This window comes from Pseudoalteromonas sp. AWH4_217 (assembly GCF_056161105.1).
The window spans coordinates 1-18,552 of sequence record NZ_JBSWYM010000001.1 but is presented as its reverse complement, the minus strand read 5'-3'; the positions used below and the strand labels follow the sequence as shown (position 1 = coordinate 18,552).

At 47.4% G+C, this 18,552-nt stretch carries 15 protein-coding genes, 1 tRNA gene and 1 rRNA gene; 9 read left to right on the top strand and 8 right to left on the bottom strand.

Annotated elements, in window-relative coordinates; genetic code table 11:
• Positions 1 to 97 precede the first annotated feature (97 nt).
• From guaB to rimI, 5 genes are all read left to right on the top strand, one after another.
• A complete protein-coding gene (guaB, locus tag ACXAH1_RS00085; protein WP_054014677.1) occupies positions 98 to 1,567 on the top strand; it encodes an IMP dehydrogenase in 1,470 nt (489 codons plus the stop codon).
• 179 nt (positions 1,568 to 1,746) lie between these two features.
• A complete protein-coding gene (guaA, locus tag ACXAH1_RS00080) occupies positions 1,747 to 3,321 on the top strand; it encodes a glutamine-hydrolyzing GMP synthase (RefSeq protein WP_046006173.1) in 1,575 nt (524 codons plus the stop codon).
• Between the two features lie 147 nt (positions 3,322 to 3,468).
• Positions 3,469 to 3,545, top strand: a tRNA-Trp gene (locus ACXAH1_RS00075).
• A gap of 107 nt (positions 3,546 to 3,652) precedes the next feature.
• Positions 3,653 to 3,958, top strand: coding sequence for a hypothetical protein (locus ACXAH1_RS00070; protein ID WP_475192818.1), 306 nt, complete (start codon positions 3,653 to 3,655; stop codon positions 3,956 to 3,958).
• Positions 3,955 to 4,428, top strand: coding sequence for a ribosomal protein S18-alanine N-acetyltransferase (rimI, locus tag ACXAH1_RS00065; RefSeq protein ID WP_475192816.1), 474 nt, complete (start codon positions 3,955 to 3,957; stop codon positions 4,426 to 4,428). The genes ACXAH1_RS00070 and rimI overlap by 4 nt, the downstream gene beginning before the upstream one ends.
• A 27-nt stretch (positions 4,429 to 4,455) precedes the next feature.
• Here rimI and ACXAH1_RS00060 read toward each other — a convergent pair whose 3' ends face one another.
• The 7 genes from ACXAH1_RS00060 to recQ all read right to left on the bottom strand — a co-directional run bounded on the left by ACXAH1_RS00060 (position 4,456) and on the right by recQ (position 14,160).
• Positions 4,456 to 7,119 carry an ATP-binding protein gene (locus ACXAH1_RS00060; RefSeq protein ID WP_475192815.1) on the bottom strand — a complete coding sequence of 888 codons (2,664 nt, stop codon included), beginning with the start codon at positions 7,117 to 7,119 and terminating at the stop codon, positions 4,456 to 4,458.
• Between the two features lie 189 nt (positions 7,120 to 7,308).
• Positions 7,309 to 7,881: an elongation factor P-like protein EfpL gene (gene efpL, locus ACXAH1_RS00055; RefSeq protein WP_054014673.1), complete on the bottom strand. Its 573-nt coding sequence runs from the start codon at positions 7,879 to 7,881 to the stop codon at positions 7,309 to 7,311.
• A 110-nt stretch (positions 7,882 to 7,991) separates the two neighbouring features.
• Positions 7,992 to 9,329, bottom strand: a complete 1,338-nt coding sequence (locus ACXAH1_RS00050; RefSeq protein ID WP_475192812.1) for a tetratricopeptide repeat protein — start codon at positions 9,327 to 9,329, stop codon at positions 7,992 to 7,994.
• Between the two features lie 221 nt (positions 9,330 to 9,550).
• Positions 9,551 to 10,117 carry a mechanosensitive ion channel domain-containing protein gene (locus ACXAH1_RS00045; RefSeq protein WP_138551371.1) on the bottom strand — a complete coding sequence of 189 codons (567 nt, stop codon included), beginning with the start codon at positions 10,115 to 10,117 and terminating at the stop codon, positions 9,551 to 9,553.
• A gap of 57 nt (positions 10,118 to 10,174) precedes the next feature.
• Positions 10,175 to 11,944, bottom strand: coding sequence for a BamA/TamA family outer membrane protein (locus ACXAH1_RS00040; RefSeq protein ID WP_475192811.1), 1,770 nt, complete (start codon positions 11,942 to 11,944; stop codon positions 10,175 to 10,177).
• A gap of 74 nt (positions 11,945 to 12,018) precedes the next feature.
• Entirely contained in the window at positions 12,019 to 12,321 is a 303-nt protein-coding gene (locus ACXAH1_RS00035) for a DUF3630 family protein (protein ID WP_475192809.1), read from the bottom strand.
• Positions 12,322 to 12,345: 24 nt separating this feature from the next.
• Entirely contained in the window at positions 12,346 to 14,160 is a 1,815-nt protein-coding gene (gene recQ / locus ACXAH1_RS00030) for a DNA helicase RecQ (RefSeq protein ID WP_475192807.1), read from the bottom strand.
• Between the two features lie 149 nt (positions 14,161 to 14,309).
• On the opposite strand from recQ, the gene rarD reads away from it, so the two are divergent.
• A complete protein-coding gene (rarD, locus tag ACXAH1_RS00025; RefSeq protein WP_475192806.1) occupies positions 14,310 to 15,215 on the top strand; it encodes an EamA family transporter RarD in 906 nt (301 codons plus the stop codon).
• A 41-nt stretch (positions 15,216 to 15,256) separates the two neighbouring features.
• Here the strand turns inward: rarD and ACXAH1_RS00020 are convergent, their stop codons facing one another.
• Positions 15,257 to 15,634 carry a MaoP family protein gene (locus ACXAH1_RS00020; protein ID WP_138545421.1) on the bottom strand — a complete coding sequence of 126 codons (378 nt, stop codon included), beginning with the start codon at positions 15,632 to 15,634 and terminating at the stop codon, positions 15,257 to 15,259.
• A gap of 86 nt (positions 15,635 to 15,720) precedes the next feature.
• Here ACXAH1_RS00020 and ACXAH1_RS00015 point away from each other — a divergent pair, with 86 nt between their 5' ends.
• From ACXAH1_RS00015 to ACXAH1_RS00005, 3 genes are all read left to right on the top strand, one after another.
• Positions 15,721 to 16,569 (top strand): LysR family transcriptional regulator, encoded by an 849-nt coding sequence (locus ACXAH1_RS00015; protein ID WP_475192803.1) that lies wholly within the window; start codon positions 15,721 to 15,723, stop codon positions 16,567 to 16,569.
• Positions 16,570 to 16,711: 142 nt separating this feature from the next.
• Entirely contained in the window at positions 16,712 to 17,641 is a 930-nt protein-coding gene (locus ACXAH1_RS00010; RefSeq protein ID WP_253046965.1) for a porin, read from the top strand.
• Positions 17,642 to 18,200: 559 nt separating this feature from the next.
• A 16S ribosomal RNA gene (locus tag ACXAH1_RS00005) occupies positions 18,201 to 18,552 on the top strand; the annotation flags it as partial.

The following is an 18,552-nucleotide window of genomic DNA, read 5'->3' as shown; positions in this document are numbered from 1 at the left end:
CATATTTTTGCTAAATTTTATTTACTCGCATAAGGAACGCTGATAAAATGCGCACGCAATTCCTTATACTCAGTTTCACTTGAGAGATGCCGCACACATGCTAAGAATTGCAAAAGAAGCCCTTACCTTTGACGACGTACTTTTAGTACCCGCTCATTCAACTGTTCTACCACACACTGCGAACTTAAAAACACGCCTGACTCGTGGTATTGAACTTAATTTGCCATTAGTTTCTGCCTCTATGGATACAGTCACTGAAGCACGCCTTGCAATTGCACTTGCACAGGAAGGTGGCATCGGATTTATCCATAAAAATATGACCATTGAAGAACAAGCGCGCAATGTACGTAAAGTAAAAGCGTACGAAGCGGGGATTGTCTCTTTTCCGGTTACCGTGACCGCAGACAAGACCATTGCTGATACGTTAGCATTGGCTGAAGAAAATGGTTTCTCAGGCTTCCCAGTGGTTGGCGAGAACAACCTACTGGAAGGTATCATCACCAGCCGTGATATGCGCTTCGAAACTAAACTGGATAAGCCTGTGTCATCTGTAATGACACAAAAAGCGGATCTGGTGACGGTGAAAGAAGGCGCATCACGTGAAGAGATCCTGGGTTTGATGCATGAGCACCGCATCGAGAAAATCTTAGTGGTTGATGACGCGTTCAAACTGAAAGGCATGATCACCGTCAAGGATTATCAAAAAGCGCAAGAAAAACCAAACGCATGTAAAGACGAGCAAGGCCGTCTTCGCGTAGGTGCAGCTGTGGGTGTGGGTGCAGGTACTGACGAGCGAATCGCTGCGCTGGTTGCTGCTGGCGTTGACGTATTACTTATCGATACTTCGCATGGTCACTCTCAGGGCGTTATTGATCGTGTTAAAGCAACCCGCGAAGCGTACCCGGACTTGCAAATTGTGGCGGGTAACGTGGCGACGGCTGAAGGTGCTGTTGCACTGGCTGACGCGGGTGTGGATGCGGTGAAAGTGGGTATCGGCCCTGGCTCTATCTGTACCACACGTATCGTAACTGGGTGTGGAGTGCCTCAAATCACAGCAATTTCAGATGCCGTTGATGGCCTGAAAGGACGTGACATTCCGGTGATTGCTGACGGCGGTATCCGCTTCTCAGGTGACATTGTTAAAGCCCTGGTTGCTGGTGCATCGTGTGTCATGGTTGGTTCTATGCTGGCTGGTACTGAAGAAGCACCGGGTGAGGTTGAGCTGTATCAGGGTCGTTACTACAAGTCATACCGTGGTATGGGCTCACTGGGCGCGATGAACCAAAAAGAAGGCTCATCGGATCGTTACTTCCAAAAGAGCAACTCTGCTGAAAAACTGGTTCCGGAAGGCATTGAAGGCCGCGTGGCTTATAAAGGCCCAATCGCGACCATCATCCACCAACAAGTGGGCGGGATCCGCAGTGCCATGGGCCTGACAGGATGCGCGACTATTTTAGAGCTGAATACAAAGCCGCAGTTTGTCCGCGTGACCTCTGCTGGTATGGGTGAGTCGCACGTCCATGACGTACAGATCACCAAAGAGGCTCCAAACTACCGCATGGGTTAATCCCGGCGGGTAAAAATGGGCTGGCGGTTGCCGGCCCTTCTTAATTTTAGTGTCTGCATTTATAAGGCGGATACAAACAAACACAATGCGTTGGGCAGGCAAACTTGCCCGGTCATTTAGGTAAAGTACTTTTACTATGCTTTACTAATTTTATCGCTTCCTAACAAACGAGATTATCAATGAGCAAAGACATCCATGATTCCCGTATTTTGATCTTAGATTTTGGTTCTCAATACACTCAATTGATCGCCCGCCGGATCCGTGAGATCGGCGTTTACTGTGAGCTATGGGCCTGGGATGTAACCGAGGAGCAGATCCGCGAATTTAATCCGCAGGGTATCATTCTGTCAGGTGGTCCGGAGTCAACGACTTTAGAAGGCAGCCCGCGCGCGCCTGAATATGTGTTCAATGCCGGTGTGCCTGTACTTGGTATTTGTTACGGCATGCAAACCATGGCGTCACAGCTGGGTGGTAAAGTACACAGCTCAGATAAGAAAGAGTTTGGTTACGCGAAAGTAGAAAAAGTGGGTAACTGTGCCCTGTTTGAAGCGATTGAAGATCACATCGAAGATGGCATTGGCAAACTGGACGTGTGGATGAGTCACGGTGACAAGGTTATCGAGATCCCTGAGCAGTTCATCACTTCTGCAAAAACAGAAACCTGTCCGCATGCAGCTATGTCCTGGGAAGAGAAACGCTTCTACGGCGTGCAGTTCCACCCGGAAGTAACACACACGCAACAAGGTCTGCGTCTGCTAGAGCGCTTTGCGACGGATATCTGTGGCTGTGAAAAACTGTGGACACCAAGCCAAATCATCGAAGATGCAGTTGCACGTATTAAAGAGCAGGTAGGTGATGACGAAGTGATCCTGGGCCTGTCGGGCGGGGTTGATTCATCTGTGGTTGCTATGCTTATCAACCGCGCTATCGGCGACAAGCTTACGTGTGTATTCGTTGACAATGGCCTGCTACGCCTTAACGAAGGCCAGCAGGTGATGGACATGTTCGGCGATAAGTTTGGCCTGAACATCATTAAAGTGGACGCAGAAGACCGCTTCCTGAATGCCCTTAAAGGCATTGATGACCCGGAAGACAAGCGTAAAGCAATTGGCCATACCTTCATTGAAGTATTCGACGAAGAAGCGGGCAAGCGTGTTAACGCCAAATGGCTGGCACAGGGCACCATCTACCCGGACGTGATTGAATCTGCGGCGTCAGCCACAGGTAAAGCACACGTGATCAAGTCTCACCACAATGTAGGTGGTTTGCCAGAAGACATGGAGTTGGGCCTGGTAGAGCCGCTGCGTGAGCTGTTTAAAGACGAAGTACGTAAGATTGGCCTGGAGCTCGGCCTGCCGTACGACATGCTATACCGTCACCCGTTCCCGGGTCCAGGTCTGGGTGTTCGTGTACTGGGTGAGATCAAGAAAGAATACTGCGACCTGCTACGTCGTGCCGACGCTATCTTCATCGAAGAATTGCACAAGGCTGATTTGTACCACAAAGTGTCTCAGGCTTTCACTGTATTCCTGCCTGTACGCTCAGTAGGGGTGATGGGTGATGCACGTAAGTACGACTGGGTTGTCTCACTACGCTGTGTAGAAACCATCGACTTTATGACGGCACGCTGGTCACACCTGCCGTATGAGTTCCTGGGCCAGGTTTCAAACCGCATCATCAACGAAATCGACGGTATTTCTCGCGTGGTGTACGACATCTCAGGTAAACCGCCTGCGACGATCGAGTGGGAATAATCACTCACCAGGCACCTGATATTGGTTAATAAAAGGGCGGATAGGGTAACTATTCGCCCTTTTTGCTGATAAAATCAGCAAACGATCAGAAATGTGATATTTTCTCTTTACCTTTTCAAATTGCTCATTATAATGCGTCGACATTGCAGGGGCGTAGTTCCAATTGGTAGAACAGCGGTCTCCAAAACCGATGGTTGCGGGTTCGAGTCCTGCCGCCCCTGCCACTTCCTTCTCGATTTCTCGATAATTCCCATATTTAATACAATTCAGATTGCAGTCATTACGCGCATATTCTAGAATTCTCAGCATTTAATTTTCTCGGTGTTTTTACATGCATGCAGCTCAGGCTCAGTTACTTGGTGTAATGCCACTTAAACTTAAATCGGCGTTTGATCCCAATCCACAGCCAGCCAAACCAGACCCTGTGTCTGTCGAACATGAGCCGCTCTCGCTGAATGAGCAGCTGCAACATGATCTGTGCAAAGCCGCCAATGTTGGTGAGTTAAGTGTCGTGAAAGGTGATGCTGTAAATTGGGCCTGTAACGGGCAACAAGCACAACTGATTGTGCCGGATGCGCAGCTGACAGGTGAGCAAAAACGCATCTTGTGGCAGCAGATCTGGAGCGCACAACAATGAGCGTTGCTATCCTGTCGGATCATCTGGCCAACGTACCACTGCAACAGCTCATGGACATTGAACAGGCCTGTCATAGCCATCCCTGGACCATCAAGACGATGCAGTCGTGTTTGAGCGGTCGTTACTTTAATGCTGCCCTGTATCTGGATGAGCGCTTAGTCGGGTTTTATGTAGGTGAGCGCGCTGGACCTGACTTTACACTGATGGATATTTGTATCACTCCTGCTTGTCAGGGGCAGGGTCTGGCCTGGCAGTTGCTGGCGCATTTCATGACAAGGAGCGAGCAAGATAACGCCGAAAATATCTTTCTGGAAGTACGGGTAAGTAATGAAGCGGCCATTGGCTTATATCATAAGGCGGGTTTCACTGAGATGGGCGTACGCAAAAACTACTACCCCAGCGCAGAAGGCAAAGAAGACGCGGTGCTGATGGGCAAAGTACTCTTTAACCCTGAACTGACGGACGGGTGATCACACTATCCCGTACGCTGCACAGAGTCAGGCGTGCTCCTGTTCAAGGGTGTACTTGATGGCCTGAGTGAGCGTCAGCATTGCATATTCCCATTTTGTAGGGTTATCTTCGCGCAGGCAAGTTTCCAGGTCGCCGGCAGCATTATGAATATTAGTAAAACCAAAACATCCGGCACTGCCTTTCAGGCTATGCGCCAGTGCTCTGAGTGATTCCCACTCCTGAGCGCCAAAAAAGTGTTCCAGTTGCGTCAGCTGGTCGGGTAGCTTCTCAACATAGTTGCGGCTGATCTGCAGGTATTTTTCACTTTGCAGTAACGAGTTCCACTGCGAGCTTTTGTCTTCTTCCAATTGCAAATACTTAAGCAACACGGCTCCGAGCTTTTCACGATCGATGGGTTTGGCGAGTGTGGCATCGCAACCTGCCGCCAGATAAGTGTCTATATCATGTTTCATGACATTCGCGGTCAGCGCAATGATTGGACCATCATAAGCAGCATGTCGGAGCATTTCAGTGGCTTCCAGTCCGCCCATGACCGGCATTTGCATGTCCATCAGAATGAGATCGTAATCGTTCACCAGCGCCATCTCCACGGCTTGTGCGCCATTGCTGGCTATATCCGGGTTGAGTCCCCAGGCCCCTAATAGCAGCGTCAGTAATTCCTGATTATCCGGGTTGTCTTCAGCAAGCAGAATGTCAGCCTCAAGCTGAGTCTGATCAAGTTGCAAGGTAGAGACCACGTGGTCATGTGCCAGCTGCGCTTCGTCTTCGATCCACGCAAACGCACTGTGCGAGTGGTTGGCTGCAATGGTGATGATAAATCGACTGCCAACACCCTGAGCGCTTTCTACGCTGACATCACCACCGAGTAACTGGGCCAGGTTCTTAGAGATACAGAGCCCCAGGCCGGTACCACCAAAACGGCGAGTGGTGGTGGAGTCTGCCTGCTCAAAGGGTTTAAATACCCGCGACATTTCACCCTGCGACATACCAATGCCACTGTCTTTAACTTCAAACTCAAACAGGGCGGTATCTGAGCGATAACGGGCACTGATCTCAATGCTGCCTGTTTCGGTAAACTTCACCGCATTCGTTGCGATATTCAATAAAATCTGCTTGAGTCGGGTTTCATCACTGAACAGCTGCTGAGGCAGTGGCAATGCATAGTGCATTGAAAAGTCCAGCTGCTTCTGTTCTGCCATGGGCGCAATGATGGATTCCACATCCTTGAGCAAGTGAAGTAACTCGATAGGATCTCGTTCAACAGCCAGTTTCTCGGCTTCTATCTTAGACAGATCAAGGATATTATTTATAAGCTCAAGAAGGTGCCGTGAATTACGTAAAATGGTATCCAGATGCAGAGCTGAATTAGTGGCATTGGGGGAGTGCAGCATCTGCTCGGTGAACCCCATGATAGCGGTTAATGGGGTGCGGATCTCGTGGCTCATATTCGCTAAGAAGCGGCTTTTTAGCTGACTGGCCTGCTCAGCTTCCGCAATCGCCACTTCGAGCTGTTGGTTCATCTCTTCGAGTGCCCGGGTGCGGTTTTCGACTTTTTCTTCCAGGTGTAATTTGTAATCCTCCAGCTCTCCCTGGAAATCCCGGATCTGTTTGATCATGTGATTAAAGTCATCAAACAGTATCCCGACTTCGTCATCATCGTGCGCGGGCAAGGCAACAGAGAGATCCCCATCCCCAACGCGATGGCTGGCTTCGCCAAGTAGCTCGATAGGAGTCAGCAGCAGGTTTCTGACTACGATAAAGATCAAAATTGGCAGGGTGATCACAGACAGTATCACGATCAGGGCTGTTGTCAGGCTGATTGCTTTACCCGACTGATATAAAATCGTTTTTGGGATGGTAGAGATATAGTAATAGCCGCCACTGAGCTGTGCGCTATAGGTCATACGGCGAAGGTTGTCGATGGATGGTAATACCAGCGAGTCCAGCTTGCCTTTATCTGCCAGGGTATTGATTTGAGCCATCTCTTCAACGCTCAGAAAGCTTTGATTAAAATGACTGTCGGAGCTAAATAACACCTCACCGGAGGCGGATACCAGTAGGTTTAAGGTGTTGTCATAGGGCGCTTCAAGAATACTGCTGCTAATAATTGAAGGGGCAACCTGGACGATAATATAGCCCTCTCGCTGAGGACGGTTGAGGTTGAAATCCACCCCGTAGATTTGCTGCACAAAGTACAGTTGTGTACCACCATTATTTGATGCCTGCATAAACTGTTGCTGGCGCAAATTACTTTGCCTGACCTGAGCAAAAAAGGGATAAGACTGAGGTGCCCGGTTGAGATTACTGGCATAGAAAGCATGACTCTGGCCACGTTCATCAACCAGGTTAATACTGAGAATATCCGGATAGGCTTCGGTGTAACTGGCAAACACATCCATGAGTGCCCCTAAGCGCTGGGTTTTTTCCTGACTGGCTACCTCAGGCATGCTCAAAAAATCACTGAGTACCGGTGAAGTCGATAGCAACTTGGTGGTGGACTGATAGATCTCCATGTAGTTGAACATTTTTTGTTGTTGCTGTTCAACAAAGCGGCTGACAATGAGTTTTGCCTGTTTTTGAGTAGAACTGGTGACGTTGGTAAGCGTAAAACCACCGAGCAATAGCAGTGGCAGTATCACCAAAGGAGTGATATACCATAATAGCCTGATACTCAGCTTACTTGTTTTCATCCGTGTCCAATTCCATCTATCAACGCGGTGGAGAGCCACCCGAGTATGACCACAAACCTGTCCAATTTAATCTGCTGTTGTGGAGCATGTTACCGATTTTTGCGTCAAACGGCTATTGTATAATATAAATTAACTGAACTTTATTTACCCAAATTAGGTGCCCGCGATCCTGTTGCGGGCACACTGAGATTAACTGTCTGCGCGGCTCATAAACTTAGATTCTGCCGTGTTAATCTTAATCTTATCACCCGTGGAAATATGCTCAGGTACCTGCACAACCAGACCTGTTGTCAGGGTAGCTGGCTTAGTGCGGGCACTGGCCGATGCGCCTTTGATTGATGGTGCTGTTTCTTCGATCACCAGCTCAACGCTTGACGGTAGATCCAATGAAACCGGCGTGCCTTCAACAACCACAATCAACAGACCTTTGGTTTCTTCGTTGATGAACAGAACCTGCTCAGCAATCGAGTCTTTGTGGATATGGTAAGGGGTGTAATCCTCTTCATCCATAAACACATATTCTTCGCCATCAATATAAGAAAGCATAGCAGGACGGCGAGTTAAATCAGCCAGTTGCAGCATTTCTTCCGCTTTAAACGTTTCATCTACTTTACCGCCATTGACGACATCGTACATACGCATACGGTACAAACTGCCGCCAGCACGGCCTTGTGGTACTGAGCGCTCAATGTCTCGGACGATCATAACGCGACCATTATAATCAATCGCGGCGTGTTTTTTAATTTCACTGGCTTTAGGCATAAAATGCTTCCTGTTAGTCTAAACTGAGCGAGAAGTTAGCATGAAGTCGGTATCTCGCCAAGTGCTGTGTTCCCACTCTGCTTGTTCTGTAAACGGACTACGAATAAAGACTAAAGTGAGTAGAGACTCGACATTGCCTGGTAATTGAGTCCAAAGTGCTTGTTAAACCAGTTGTTGACATAGTCGTTATGGGGTGCCAGTTTGGCGCAGCGCAGGACATTTTCACCACTGGCGGCAGCCAGTTTATTCTCGCAATAGGTTTGCTGCCAGGCCTGGTCTAAATCTGCCTTAAACTGGGTTCGTAACTCAGACAGCTGCTTATCCAGGCGTGAACTGACATCCAGAAAACGGGCCTTCTGGGGCGACAAGTCGAGATCCGGGAAATCGGCATAGTGGCTTTGCGTGTAATGCACCTGACTATCGTCGACCTTGTGCTCTATATGTTGTCCACCTATGTAACCCAGATACATCATATCCAGACTAAAATGCTCAGTAAACTCAGTCACGGGGTACTGATATACTTTCGCAGCTTCCACTTCCATGAGCATACCCGGTTCGTTCGGATTGGGTTGTTCTTGCTCTAATGTATAGTGCTTTTGCCGGTTGACCAGCTCAGTTTTGCGGGTATGTTTAAATGCGGCGTGAACCTTAAGTGTGAATGTTTCTGTGCCTTGCGAGTGATACCACAGACTGTCTCTGAAAGTGTCATTCAGCTGGGAGAGTGCAGTTTGCAAGCGTTGCCTTTGTGTGCTGGTATCGTGTACTTGTACAGAAAGCATCGGGTCAATACGGATCTCAGAATACAGAGACTTGTCGGTGACAGTATCATCGAGCTGGATAGTTAAGTTCCAGGCCTGACAATATTTTCGATAAAAGCGCTGCAGAAAAAGTCGGCCCTGGCCTTGAGCGGCTTTGAGCTTGTCACATTGTCGCACGGCGTTGGCCTGTAACTGGTCATGATAGTGTACAAAGCTGTTGCTCAGTCTGGCATTGGCAATTAAAAATGCATAACGCATTTCAAAGTAACGAAACTGATCCGGGTAGGCAGAACCTGACAATTGCTGGGCTTCTTGTTTAAGCCAGGCATTTGCGTACCTGAGCTCTTCGCTTTGTGTATCGGCCATGGGGCCGACTGGCTCAATATGCCAGCTGATCTGATTGCGCAACAGCGCCTCAAGTTTGAGCGCCGCGCCGGTATGATTGCCTGCTAAACGCAGCATGCGCACATCTATAAGACCACGGTCAATGATTTTATTGCGTGCTAAGGTCAGCCCCTGACGTGCCTCGATATCCTGGGGGTCTTCAGCCAGGGCTTGTTCATAAAACTCAGCTGATTGATCATACATGCCCGCTTCGTATAACTTGTTTCCCTTCTGCACTAAACTCTTACAGCCGGAGAGTATCAGTGTACCGGCAATAATGGTTGCACATAGTTTACGTGTATTCATCGTTCCTTCCTTGTTCACTTTAAAAGTTATACCAATGAGCATCAAAAGAACGCTCATCATGAGATGAGCACACCTCAGTGAAAACCCGAGTTGTTCTAAATGAGGTATCTTTAATCGCCGCTAGCGACAGCGTGAATGCCTCAAATTGATTATGTTTATACGCATACGGCTATTGTATATCATGCGCCATGTCACTAGGCTATGACAATCGGCGCCAATGATTACTTTTTAGGACCAAGTACCCGTCGCTCGGCGATGTGTTTTGGTTTAGCCGGTGCTTCTGAGAGCACCCAGACAGGGCGTGTGACAAACAGGTTATTGGGGTAAACGACCTTGTGTCCATCAACATGACGCAGTACCACATTCATTAGTCCCATCTCGACAATACAGCCTTCAATGAAGTTCGCACCGTCAATGACCCGGACCCAGTTGCCAAGCCTGTAATCATTTTGAACAAACATGATCAGGAAGGCTGTGAGGTTGCTAAGTAAAGACCAGGCAGCAAACATCGCGACACCGAGCATCGCAAATAAGGAAGAGCCTAATACCAGCAACCCCCGCAATTCGATGCCCCAGAACACCAGCAACAGACACAGCAACACCGCTCCAACCAAACCTTTTAACAGCAGTTCGGCTCGTTGTTGACGATGCAGATCAATTTTCCCGCGAGTGATTTTGTGCAGCACTTTGATTGCTAACTTGAGTAGCAACGGAAACAGAAAAATGAAAAGCAGAGTGACGATCAATTTATACTCAGCGAGTAAAAACGTCGTAAGGGTGTCTGGCATGAGGTATACCCATTTATGTACAAATAAAACTGAATGATATCAGGGAAATTTGACAGGTTAAAAGCGGTTTTTGACCGTAAACAACCATTGCACTGAGTCAATGTTGTCAGGTCCATCGAGTGGTGCGGCGACGTCCAGGTGCAGAACCAATCCCGAATTCGCACGGCTTGGAGCAAGTCGAAGCCCCAGGCCCACATTTTTCAAAAACTGACCCTGGATCTGATGTGTCAAAGCGTGCTGCTGCTGTGGTGTCAGTATGCGTGATATTTCCGGGTCATCGTGCAAAGAGGGTGGCAGAGCCCGGCCGTCTACTCGGCCAATATCAAAATACGCCGCGCCACCAACTTTAAATAGATGTAGTAAATCGTATTCCCAGTAATAGCGCTTTTCAAGGTTGAGTAGAATTCGGCGATTTCCCTGCAGGTAATTACTTGGGTACCCTCTGAGACCCGTTTCTCCCCCTAAGGTGATCTGTTGATCGGCACTCAGGTGTTTGCCATATTGAACCTCCAGTTGTGCATACCAGGATTGTCTGAGGCTGGTATTGAGGTAGTACTGAAGCCGTGAACTGATCATTAAATTCTCGGCCTGATTATCGCGTTTATTCCAGTAACCATTTAAATTGAAAGCGAAGCGAAGCAGGCTGTCTTCAGATGTAAAGTGAGCCTTACTTGCGTTGAATGCTCCAACCCAACGACTATCATCATCACTGAGGCCGCTGTCTGAATAGCCAATCAAGGCATTGATATTCCAACCTAAGTTCAAATCTTCGGTGCGATAAATAGAATCAAAATTTCGCACTTTGATATAGGCATCTTCAAACCACTGTGCCTGAATATAGGGGTAACGTACAGTGCGGTCTTCAGCTATCGGTAAGGTGGTTGCACGTATCGGGGCAAACTCTTGCTTTTCATCCTGATACCCCAACAGAAGTCGTCGCGTCCAGTCGTCGTCAAGTGCAAAAGCGCGACCAATGTAGAGATTGGTTATTTCACTCAGCTGCTCGTATTCGGAAATCTCCTCGCCCAGATTGTAAAGAGACTCAACCCTGCGATTACTTAAGTTACTGACACCATAGCTGAAGGGGGTGGAAATCGAAAAGAATGGATAGGCAATGCCAACATAGTGCACTTTGCCATCATCATTGTCCGCATATTCCACTCGCCCCTGATAGCGGCTAGAGAGAATTTGTGGATCGTCGTAAACAAACAAATATCCACTGCGGTCAGGGTCGGAGATATGCGTCAGTGATAAACGTTTGCCATAACCCAATAAGTTAGATTCACGAAAACCAAGGCGGCTTGAATTGTCACCACCACTGCGGCTGAAACTGATGTCGGGCAACAATGTCCAAAGATCGCGTGTGACGACAGTAACAGCCACTTCCCCGTCACAGGTTTGCTCAGCGAAGATTCTTGCATCGTAAATATAGGGTTGTTGACGCAGTAACCGTTCTGACTCTCGTAATAGTTTTGGATCATATTCACTGCCCTGAGTAAACAGCAGCAAATTACGGATCACCTCAGGTTTAGTGGTGGCATGCGCTCGGTTCGCAAAGCGAAACACAGCATTGTCTTCTTCTGGCAAAGAGGTATCAAAGACGTTGAGTTGTTTTAGGTCAATGCTAACAACCGAGGCATTCTTTAAATCGGGCAGGGAGTCTTCACTGTCCAGCTGACGGTGAAGGTTGTTGTCTTCGGGCGTGTCCGGGCGGAGATTGCTACAGCTCTCCAGTGCACTAAGCGGCGTGCTGGCTGCTGCCTCTGGAGAGTGCGTCGCCACCGTTGCGAGTATTGTTAGTATAGAAACGCGAACAACCCAACCCATAGAACAGCCTGTAGTGAATGAACGTACTTTTAATTATGGCCTATGTTAGCCATAGCTGCTCAACTAAGTCTATATTATTGTTGTAAATTTAACCGAAATAATGTAACCAGATCCGGCAAATGTTCAGTCGCACCAAGGCCTTCCGGCATGATCCAGATGCTGTCGCTGTAGTGCTCAAAATTGAGATTATAAGGGTGGCCAGCATAACTAAAACGCCATTGGTGACGGTCTGCGCCAAGATGAAACTCAAGTAAAGTAATGCCATCCAGATGCAAGAAAATTTGTCCCCACAGCTCGAATTCATCTGCATCTGGCAAAGAAGCAGGGCTAACGATAATGCAGTCCTGATCTGGCTGGTGGCTTATGTGGGTTGTCACGGTTACTCCGGTCAATGAGTCAGGTTAATCGGTATCGAGGTAGTTTCGGATCAGTTGCATAAAAGGTGCACCATACTTGCTCAACTTGGTAAAGCCCACACCGGATACTTTCAGGAATTCACTATCATTCGTCGGGGTGAGCTGCGCCATTTCCGCCAGCGTTTTGTCACTAAAGACAACATAAGGCGGCACGTCATCCTGATCGGCGAGTTCTTTACGCAGGCTACGTAATTTTGCAAACAGTTTCTTATCGTAATTGAACTGAGCCAGTTTATCCTGATAAACATGTTTGGCTTCAAGACGTGGCTGAGCAAGTTGCAATGCGTATTCACCACGCAAAACCGAACGCGCGCCTTCGGTGAGCCTGAGTGCGGCACCCTGGGTGATATCTTGTGCAACTAGCCCATGGTGTATCAGTTGTCTCAGGATACTCAGCCAGTATTCATTGCTGTGTTCTTTGCCAATTCCATACGTACTCAGTGTATGGTGCTGGTTATCTCGGATCCGTGCGGTATTTGCGCCACGCAGTACATCCACAATATAACCGAGCCCAAAACGTTGCTCAGCCCGGTAAATACAGGATAAAGCTTGCTGAGCAACCAAAGTACCATCAAATCGCTTGGGTGGATTCAGGCAGATATCACAGTTGCCACAGGGCTCGCGTTGATATTCACTGAAATAATTGAGCAGGATCTGGCGTCGACAGGTTTGTGCCGAGGCAAAGCTGGCCATAGAATTGAAACGTTGCTCTTCGACCCTACGGCGATGCTCGTCCTCAATATCTTCAAAAAAGCGTTTTACCCGACCAATATCCGCCGGGTCGAAATACATAATGGCTTCTGCGGCCAGGCCATCACGTCCTGCTCGACCCGTTTCCTGATAGTAAGCTTCAATGCTTTTGGGAATGTCATAATGCAAAACATAGCGCACATTTGATTTGTTGATACCCATACCAAATGCCACGGTTGCAACCACTATCTGAATATCGTCACGAGAAAATGCATTTTGTACGAACTGGCGTTGCTCATTGGTCATACCCGCGTGATATGCCGCAGCGTTAAAACCGGCCTCGACCAGTTTTTCGGCGATGTCATCCACGCGTTTACGACTTGAGCAGTAGACAATACCACTTTGCCCTTTTTGAGTGCGCAGATAGCGCATCAATTGTGACAGAGGTTTGAACTTCTCTTCTATAGTGTAGCGAATATTCGGCCTGTCAAAACTACCTGTGTGGATAAACGGCGTGATCAGACCGAGTTGCGTGACAATATCGCTGCGGGTTGCCAGATCGGCGGTTGCCGTCAATGCCATCATAGGGACAGTGGCAAAACGCTGCTTTAACTCATGCAGGCGACAGTAGTGCGGTCTGAAGTCGTGCCCCCAATGCGATACACAGTGTGCTTCATCAATAGCGAACAACCCCAACTTGAGGTGACTCAGACGTTCAATAAACTCACTCTGGAGTATTTTCTCTGGCGCAACATACAATAGCTTGATTTCGCCGTGATGCAGACGTTGATAGATAGCTTGCTGCTGCGCGCGATCAATACTGTTATTGATGAACTCGGCGGAGATACCCAGCGCCTTGAGTTGTGCAACCTGATCTTGCATTAAAGAGATAAGCGGTGACACCACAATGCAGGTGCCAGGCAATAACAAAGCAGGTACCTGATAGCACAGAGATTTACCACCTCCGGTGGGCAGCAATACTAAGCTATCGCGCCCGTCCAGGCACGCCTGAATGACGTCGAGTTGTCCGTCACGAAAGTCACTGTAGCCAAAAACTTCTTTCAGTACGCCGTGCGGTGTGTCGATTGAGTGAGTTGCAAGATTTTCCATCGAGCGCATTTTAGTGGGTTTTACGCCAGATGTCTTTTGTTTTTGATCACAGGAAAATCATACTGGCGGGTACAGATTGCGGTATACTGCGCGCTTGGCATCTATGGGAATGAGTAGATACCAATTTTGATTGTGCTTGGGAGAAGTGAATGGGAGCGAGTAGTGAAACTAAGCAGGGGTATACCTTTGCCGTTTTAGCGTTTTTAATGTGGGGACTAGCCCCTATCTATTTTAAATCACTGGATCAGGTTGATGCGCTTGAGATCCTGATCCACCGTGTGGTCTGGTCTGTACTCTTTATTGCGCTGATCATCGCTATAAAGCTGAATTGGTCAAAGGTGATGACCGTGCTACGCCAGCCTAAGCTGATGCTGATGTTGATCCTTACGGCTTTGTTGCTCGGATTTAACTGGGGTTTATTTATCTGGTCGGTGAACAATGGTCATATGCTGGATGCGAGCCTGGGCTACTATATTAATCCCTTACTGAATGTACTATTAGGTATGCTGTTTCTGCAGGAGCGTCTTCGACCTCGTCAGCAGTTTGCGGTTGGCCTGGCATTCGTTGGGGTGGTGTTGCAGCTGGTAAGTTTTGGCTCGTTTCCTGTTATTGCGTTTTCACTGGCCGGTTCCTTCGCCATATATGGCTTGTTACGCAAGACCATGGCGGTAGAATCTTTACCGGGATTATTAATCGAAGCCGTTATTTTGTTGCCCATTGCACTTGGGTACTGGTGGTGGTTAACACCCAGTGAGACCAGCAACATGATGCTCAATGACTGGCACACTAATCTTTTATTGATCAGTGCGGGTGTGGTTACAACCTTGCCGTTATTGTGTTTCACCGCAGCTGCAAAGCGGATCCCTTATTCAACGTTGGGTTTCTTTCAGTACATCGGACCAAGCCTGATGTTCATTTTGGCGGTGGTTTTTTATGGTGAAGTGTTCAGTGCGGAGCGGGTTTTAACGTTCGCGTTTATCTGGTCGGCTTTGGCGCTATTTAGCTTTGACTCCTACCGAACGGGCAAAGCACAGCGTCGTCTGGCAACATCCTAAAAGTCTGGGGCATCGATTGAGTCGATGCCCCCCAAGGCTCATTAGATGTCGTCGTCCGCTTCCACAGCGACGGCTTCGACTTCTTCTTTATTTGCGCTCACCTTAGAACGGCCAAACAAAGTATGGAATTTAGTCTTACAGGTCGTCAGTTTGAGGTATTTGGTCCAGGTTTTTTCCATGGCATTTTCTGGAGTCCCTAATCCTCCCATAACCTCCACAAAGCGTTGCTGAAATTCATTTTGCGGATGACTGGCTTTAGTGTATAAGCTTTTAAGTAACGCACCATGGTTTTCCAGAATATCAGACTCTTGCAGGGTAAAGTGTCCGCTTCGAGAAAACCCCCGGGGAAAGTTAATATCATCATAGAAGTGTTTTGTTGTAGCAAAAGCTTCTTTCAAGGTCGCTAAATTTTGACTCATGGTGAAATCCTCAGCATTGTTTGGCAGGAGTATGGACCATAGTGTGGAAATAATTAAACGAGATTTTTTTATCGTAAGGGGGCTATGTGGACATAGATCTATTAAAAACATTTGTCGAAGTCGTAAAGACCCGTCACTTTGGTCGCGCAGCGGAGAATTTATACATTACTCAGTCTGCCGTTAGCTTCCGGATCCGCCAGTTAGAACAAAGCCTTGGCGTTAATTTATTCATTCGTCAGCGCAATAATATTCAACTGACGGCACCGGGGGAGCGTTTATTACCCCATGCCAATATGATCCTGACCGGCATGCAGCGTGCGAAAGTCGATGTTGCGCTTGCGAACAACATGCACAAGCAGCTTTCGCTAGCAGGTACGCCGAATATTTGGGATGCCTTTTTGCAGTTTGGTATTAACCACATTGTGACTGCTATGCCTGGGGTCTCTTTGGTGGCTGAGGTCAAGGCTCAGCAGGAAAGTACACGGTTATTACTGGAGCGGACGCTCGACATTGCGGTGTTATTTGATCCACCGAAAGTTGATGAGCTGGTGGTAAAGCAAATTAAGCATCTGGCCATCATCCCTGTAAGCACAATGGCGCAGACAACAGATGAAGACTTTTTTGATAAGCAATATGTTTACGTAGATTGGGGAACTGCCTTTTCATTGTGGCATGCGAAACAGTTTACTGGCAGCACACCGCCATATTTCAGAACCAGTACCGGCCGTATTGCTTTGGATCTTATTATGCAGTGTGGAGGATCAGCATTTATACCCCGTGCATTGGCAGTCGAATCGATAGAGAAAAAGCAGCTATTTCATATTGAATCAGTAGAACAAAATGCCCGAGAGATCTATGTTGCCTATCACAAGGATAATGAACAGCTAGAGCAAATAGAGATGATTGCCAGTCTGCTGGCATCTTTACCTGATTAGGTTACAGATTATTGAATTATTTATGATGCCTAGCTGACAGTTTAGTGTCACTTTTATTTTGAGTGTAATATTTCTGTCACTTATCGCTGGCAGACTGCGCCTGTCTAAAAAATTACGTGTTGCGATACTTGAGGAAATACACATGAAATTATCCAAATCAGCATTATTTGTTTCTCTTTTCGGTGCTTTGTCTGCGAGCGCTTACGCTGATGTTGATGTATATGGTAAGGCGAACCTGTCTATACAGAGTTCAGATGAAGGTGAAGGCTCATTCACAGAAGTGAAAAGCAATGCATCACGCTTTGGTTTCAAAGGCTCTGAAAAGCTGGATTCTGGCCTTGAAGTTATCTATAAGCTGGAGTTCCAGGTCGATGTCTCTGACGCAGATTCAAAAGGCGAAGATGACAATATTACGGCACGTAACCAATACGTCGGTCTGAAAGGTAATTTCGGTGAGGTTGTTATTGGCCGTAATGACACTGCATTTAAACAGTCACAAGGCAAACTTGACCTGTTCAACGACCTTGAAGCGGATATTAAGAACCTGTTTAAAGGTGAAAACCGTCTGGGCGATTCAATTTCTTATAAATCAGCCAGCTTTAATGGTTTTAAAGTATTAGGTACATTTATCGCTGAAGACAGCACTGAAGGTGAAAACGGGTTCTCAGCAGCACTGACTTATGGTGATGCAAAATTAAAGAACACTAAATTCTATGCTGCGGTTGCAACTGATAGTGAAGTAAAAGGCTACGATGCAGTGCGTTTCTCAGTACAAGGTAAGGTAGCAGACTTTAAACTGGGTGCAATGTACCAGATGCAAGAGAAAGTTGACGGGTCTGACGAAGCTGACGGTTACATGGTAAACGCGGCATACGGTTTTGGTGCAAATACCTTGAAGCTGCAATATCAGGTTATCGACTTTGATAAAGGCGATAAAGTAGATGGTATCTCTGTCGGTATTGACCACAAGCTGAGCAAAGCTGCAAAGCTTTATGCTTTCTACTCAAGCGTAGATGAAGACAATGGTGTAGAGGAAGATTACTTGGGCGCCGGTATAGAATACAAGTTCTAAGTATACACATGACCTACTAAAGCATATTGATAAAGGCCAGTCAGAAATCCCCTGACTGGCCTTTTTCGTATTATTGATCTCGATTTAGTGGTGTTTTATGTAAAAAACACCTATTTAGTACAATTAATGTCCGAACGCACCGTTTTTCTCACTTTTCTTCAAAAAAGGGGTTGCGCTGGGTTTCGATTTCCCTATAATGCGCATCCACCGACACGGGGCACAACGCTGAAAAGCAACGAGCAAGCGAGTTGGGAGTCAAATAAAACTTAGCTTTGAATGCTTCGAAAGAAAAATCAAAATTAAGTGTTGACATAAAACGGGAAGTGATTAGAATGCACAACCCTCAGCGCTAACAGCGCAGCGACATTAAGTCGCACTGTTCTTTAAAAATATGAAGCAATCATCTGTGTGGGCACTCGTACAGATTGAGTTCTAACAGCGGATTTCAGTTTTACTGAATGACGCACAAAAATTTAGAGTCTCAATTTCTTATGAGTGACTAACATAGTCAATTTATACAGAATTCATTGAGCACGAAACTTCGGTTTCAAAAAACTTTTAATTGAAGAGTTTGATCATGGCTCAGATTGAACGCTGGCGGCAGGCCTAACACATGCAAGTCGAGCGGTAACATTTCTAGCTTGCTAGAAGATGACGAGCGGCGGACGGGTGAGTAATGCTTGGGAACATGCCTTTAGGTGGGGGACAACCATTGGAAACGATGGCTAATACCGCATAATGTCTACGGACCAAAGGGGGCTTCGGCTCTCGCCTTTAGATTGGCCCAAGTGGGATTAGCTAGTTGGTAAGGTAACGGCTTACCAAGGCGACGATCCCTAGCTGGTTTGAGAGGATGATCAGCCACACTGGAACTGAGACACGGTCCAGACTCCTACGGGAGGCAGCAGTGG

Coding starts and splice junctions, on each gene's coding strand:
- ACXAH1_RS00060 (WP_475192815.1), bottom strand. CDS start 7,119: ATGAAAACAAGTAAGCTGAGTATCAGGCTATTATGGTATATCACTCCT.
- rarD (WP_475192806.1), top strand. CDS start 14,310: ATGGGAGCGAGTAGTGAAACTAAGCAGGGGTATACCTTTGCCGTTTTA.
- ACXAH1_RS00020 (WP_138545421.1), bottom strand. CDS start 15,634: ATGAGTCAAAATTTAGCGACCTTGAAAGAAGCTTTTGCTACAACAAAA.
- ACXAH1_RS00040 (WP_475192811.1), bottom strand. CDS start 11,944: ATGGGTTGGGTTGTTCGCGTTTCTATACTAACAATACTCGCAACGGTG.
- ACXAH1_RS00010 (WP_253046965.1), top strand. CDS start 16,712: ATGAAATTATCCAAATCAGCATTATTTGTTTCTCTTTTCGGTGCTTTG.
- rimI (WP_475192816.1), top strand. CDS start 3,955: ATGAGCGTTGCTATCCTGTCGGATCATCTGGCCAACGTACCACTGCAA.
- guaB (WP_054014677.1), top strand. CDS start 98: ATGCTAAGAATTGCAAAAGAAGCCCTTACCTTTGACGACGTACTTTTA.
- recQ (WP_475192807.1), bottom strand. CDS start 14,160: ATGGAAAATCTTGCAACTCACTCAATCGACACACCGCACGGCGTACTG.
- ACXAH1_RS00050 (WP_475192812.1), bottom strand. CDS start 9,329: ATGAATACACGTAAACTATGTGCAACCATTATTGCCGGTACACTGATA.
- guaA (WP_046006173.1), top strand. CDS start 1,747: ATGAGCAAAGACATCCATGATTCCCGTATTTTGATCTTAGATTTTGGT.
- ACXAH1_RS00045 (WP_138551371.1), bottom strand. CDS start 10,117: ATGCCAGACACCCTTACGACGTTTTTACTCGCTGAGTATAAATTGATC.
- ACXAH1_RS00070 (WP_475192818.1), top strand. CDS start 3,653: ATGCATGCAGCTCAGGCTCAGTTACTTGGTGTAATGCCACTTAAACTT.
- efpL (WP_054014673.1), bottom strand. CDS start 7,881: ATGCCTAAAGCCAGTGAAATTAAAAAACACGCCGCGATTGATTATAAT.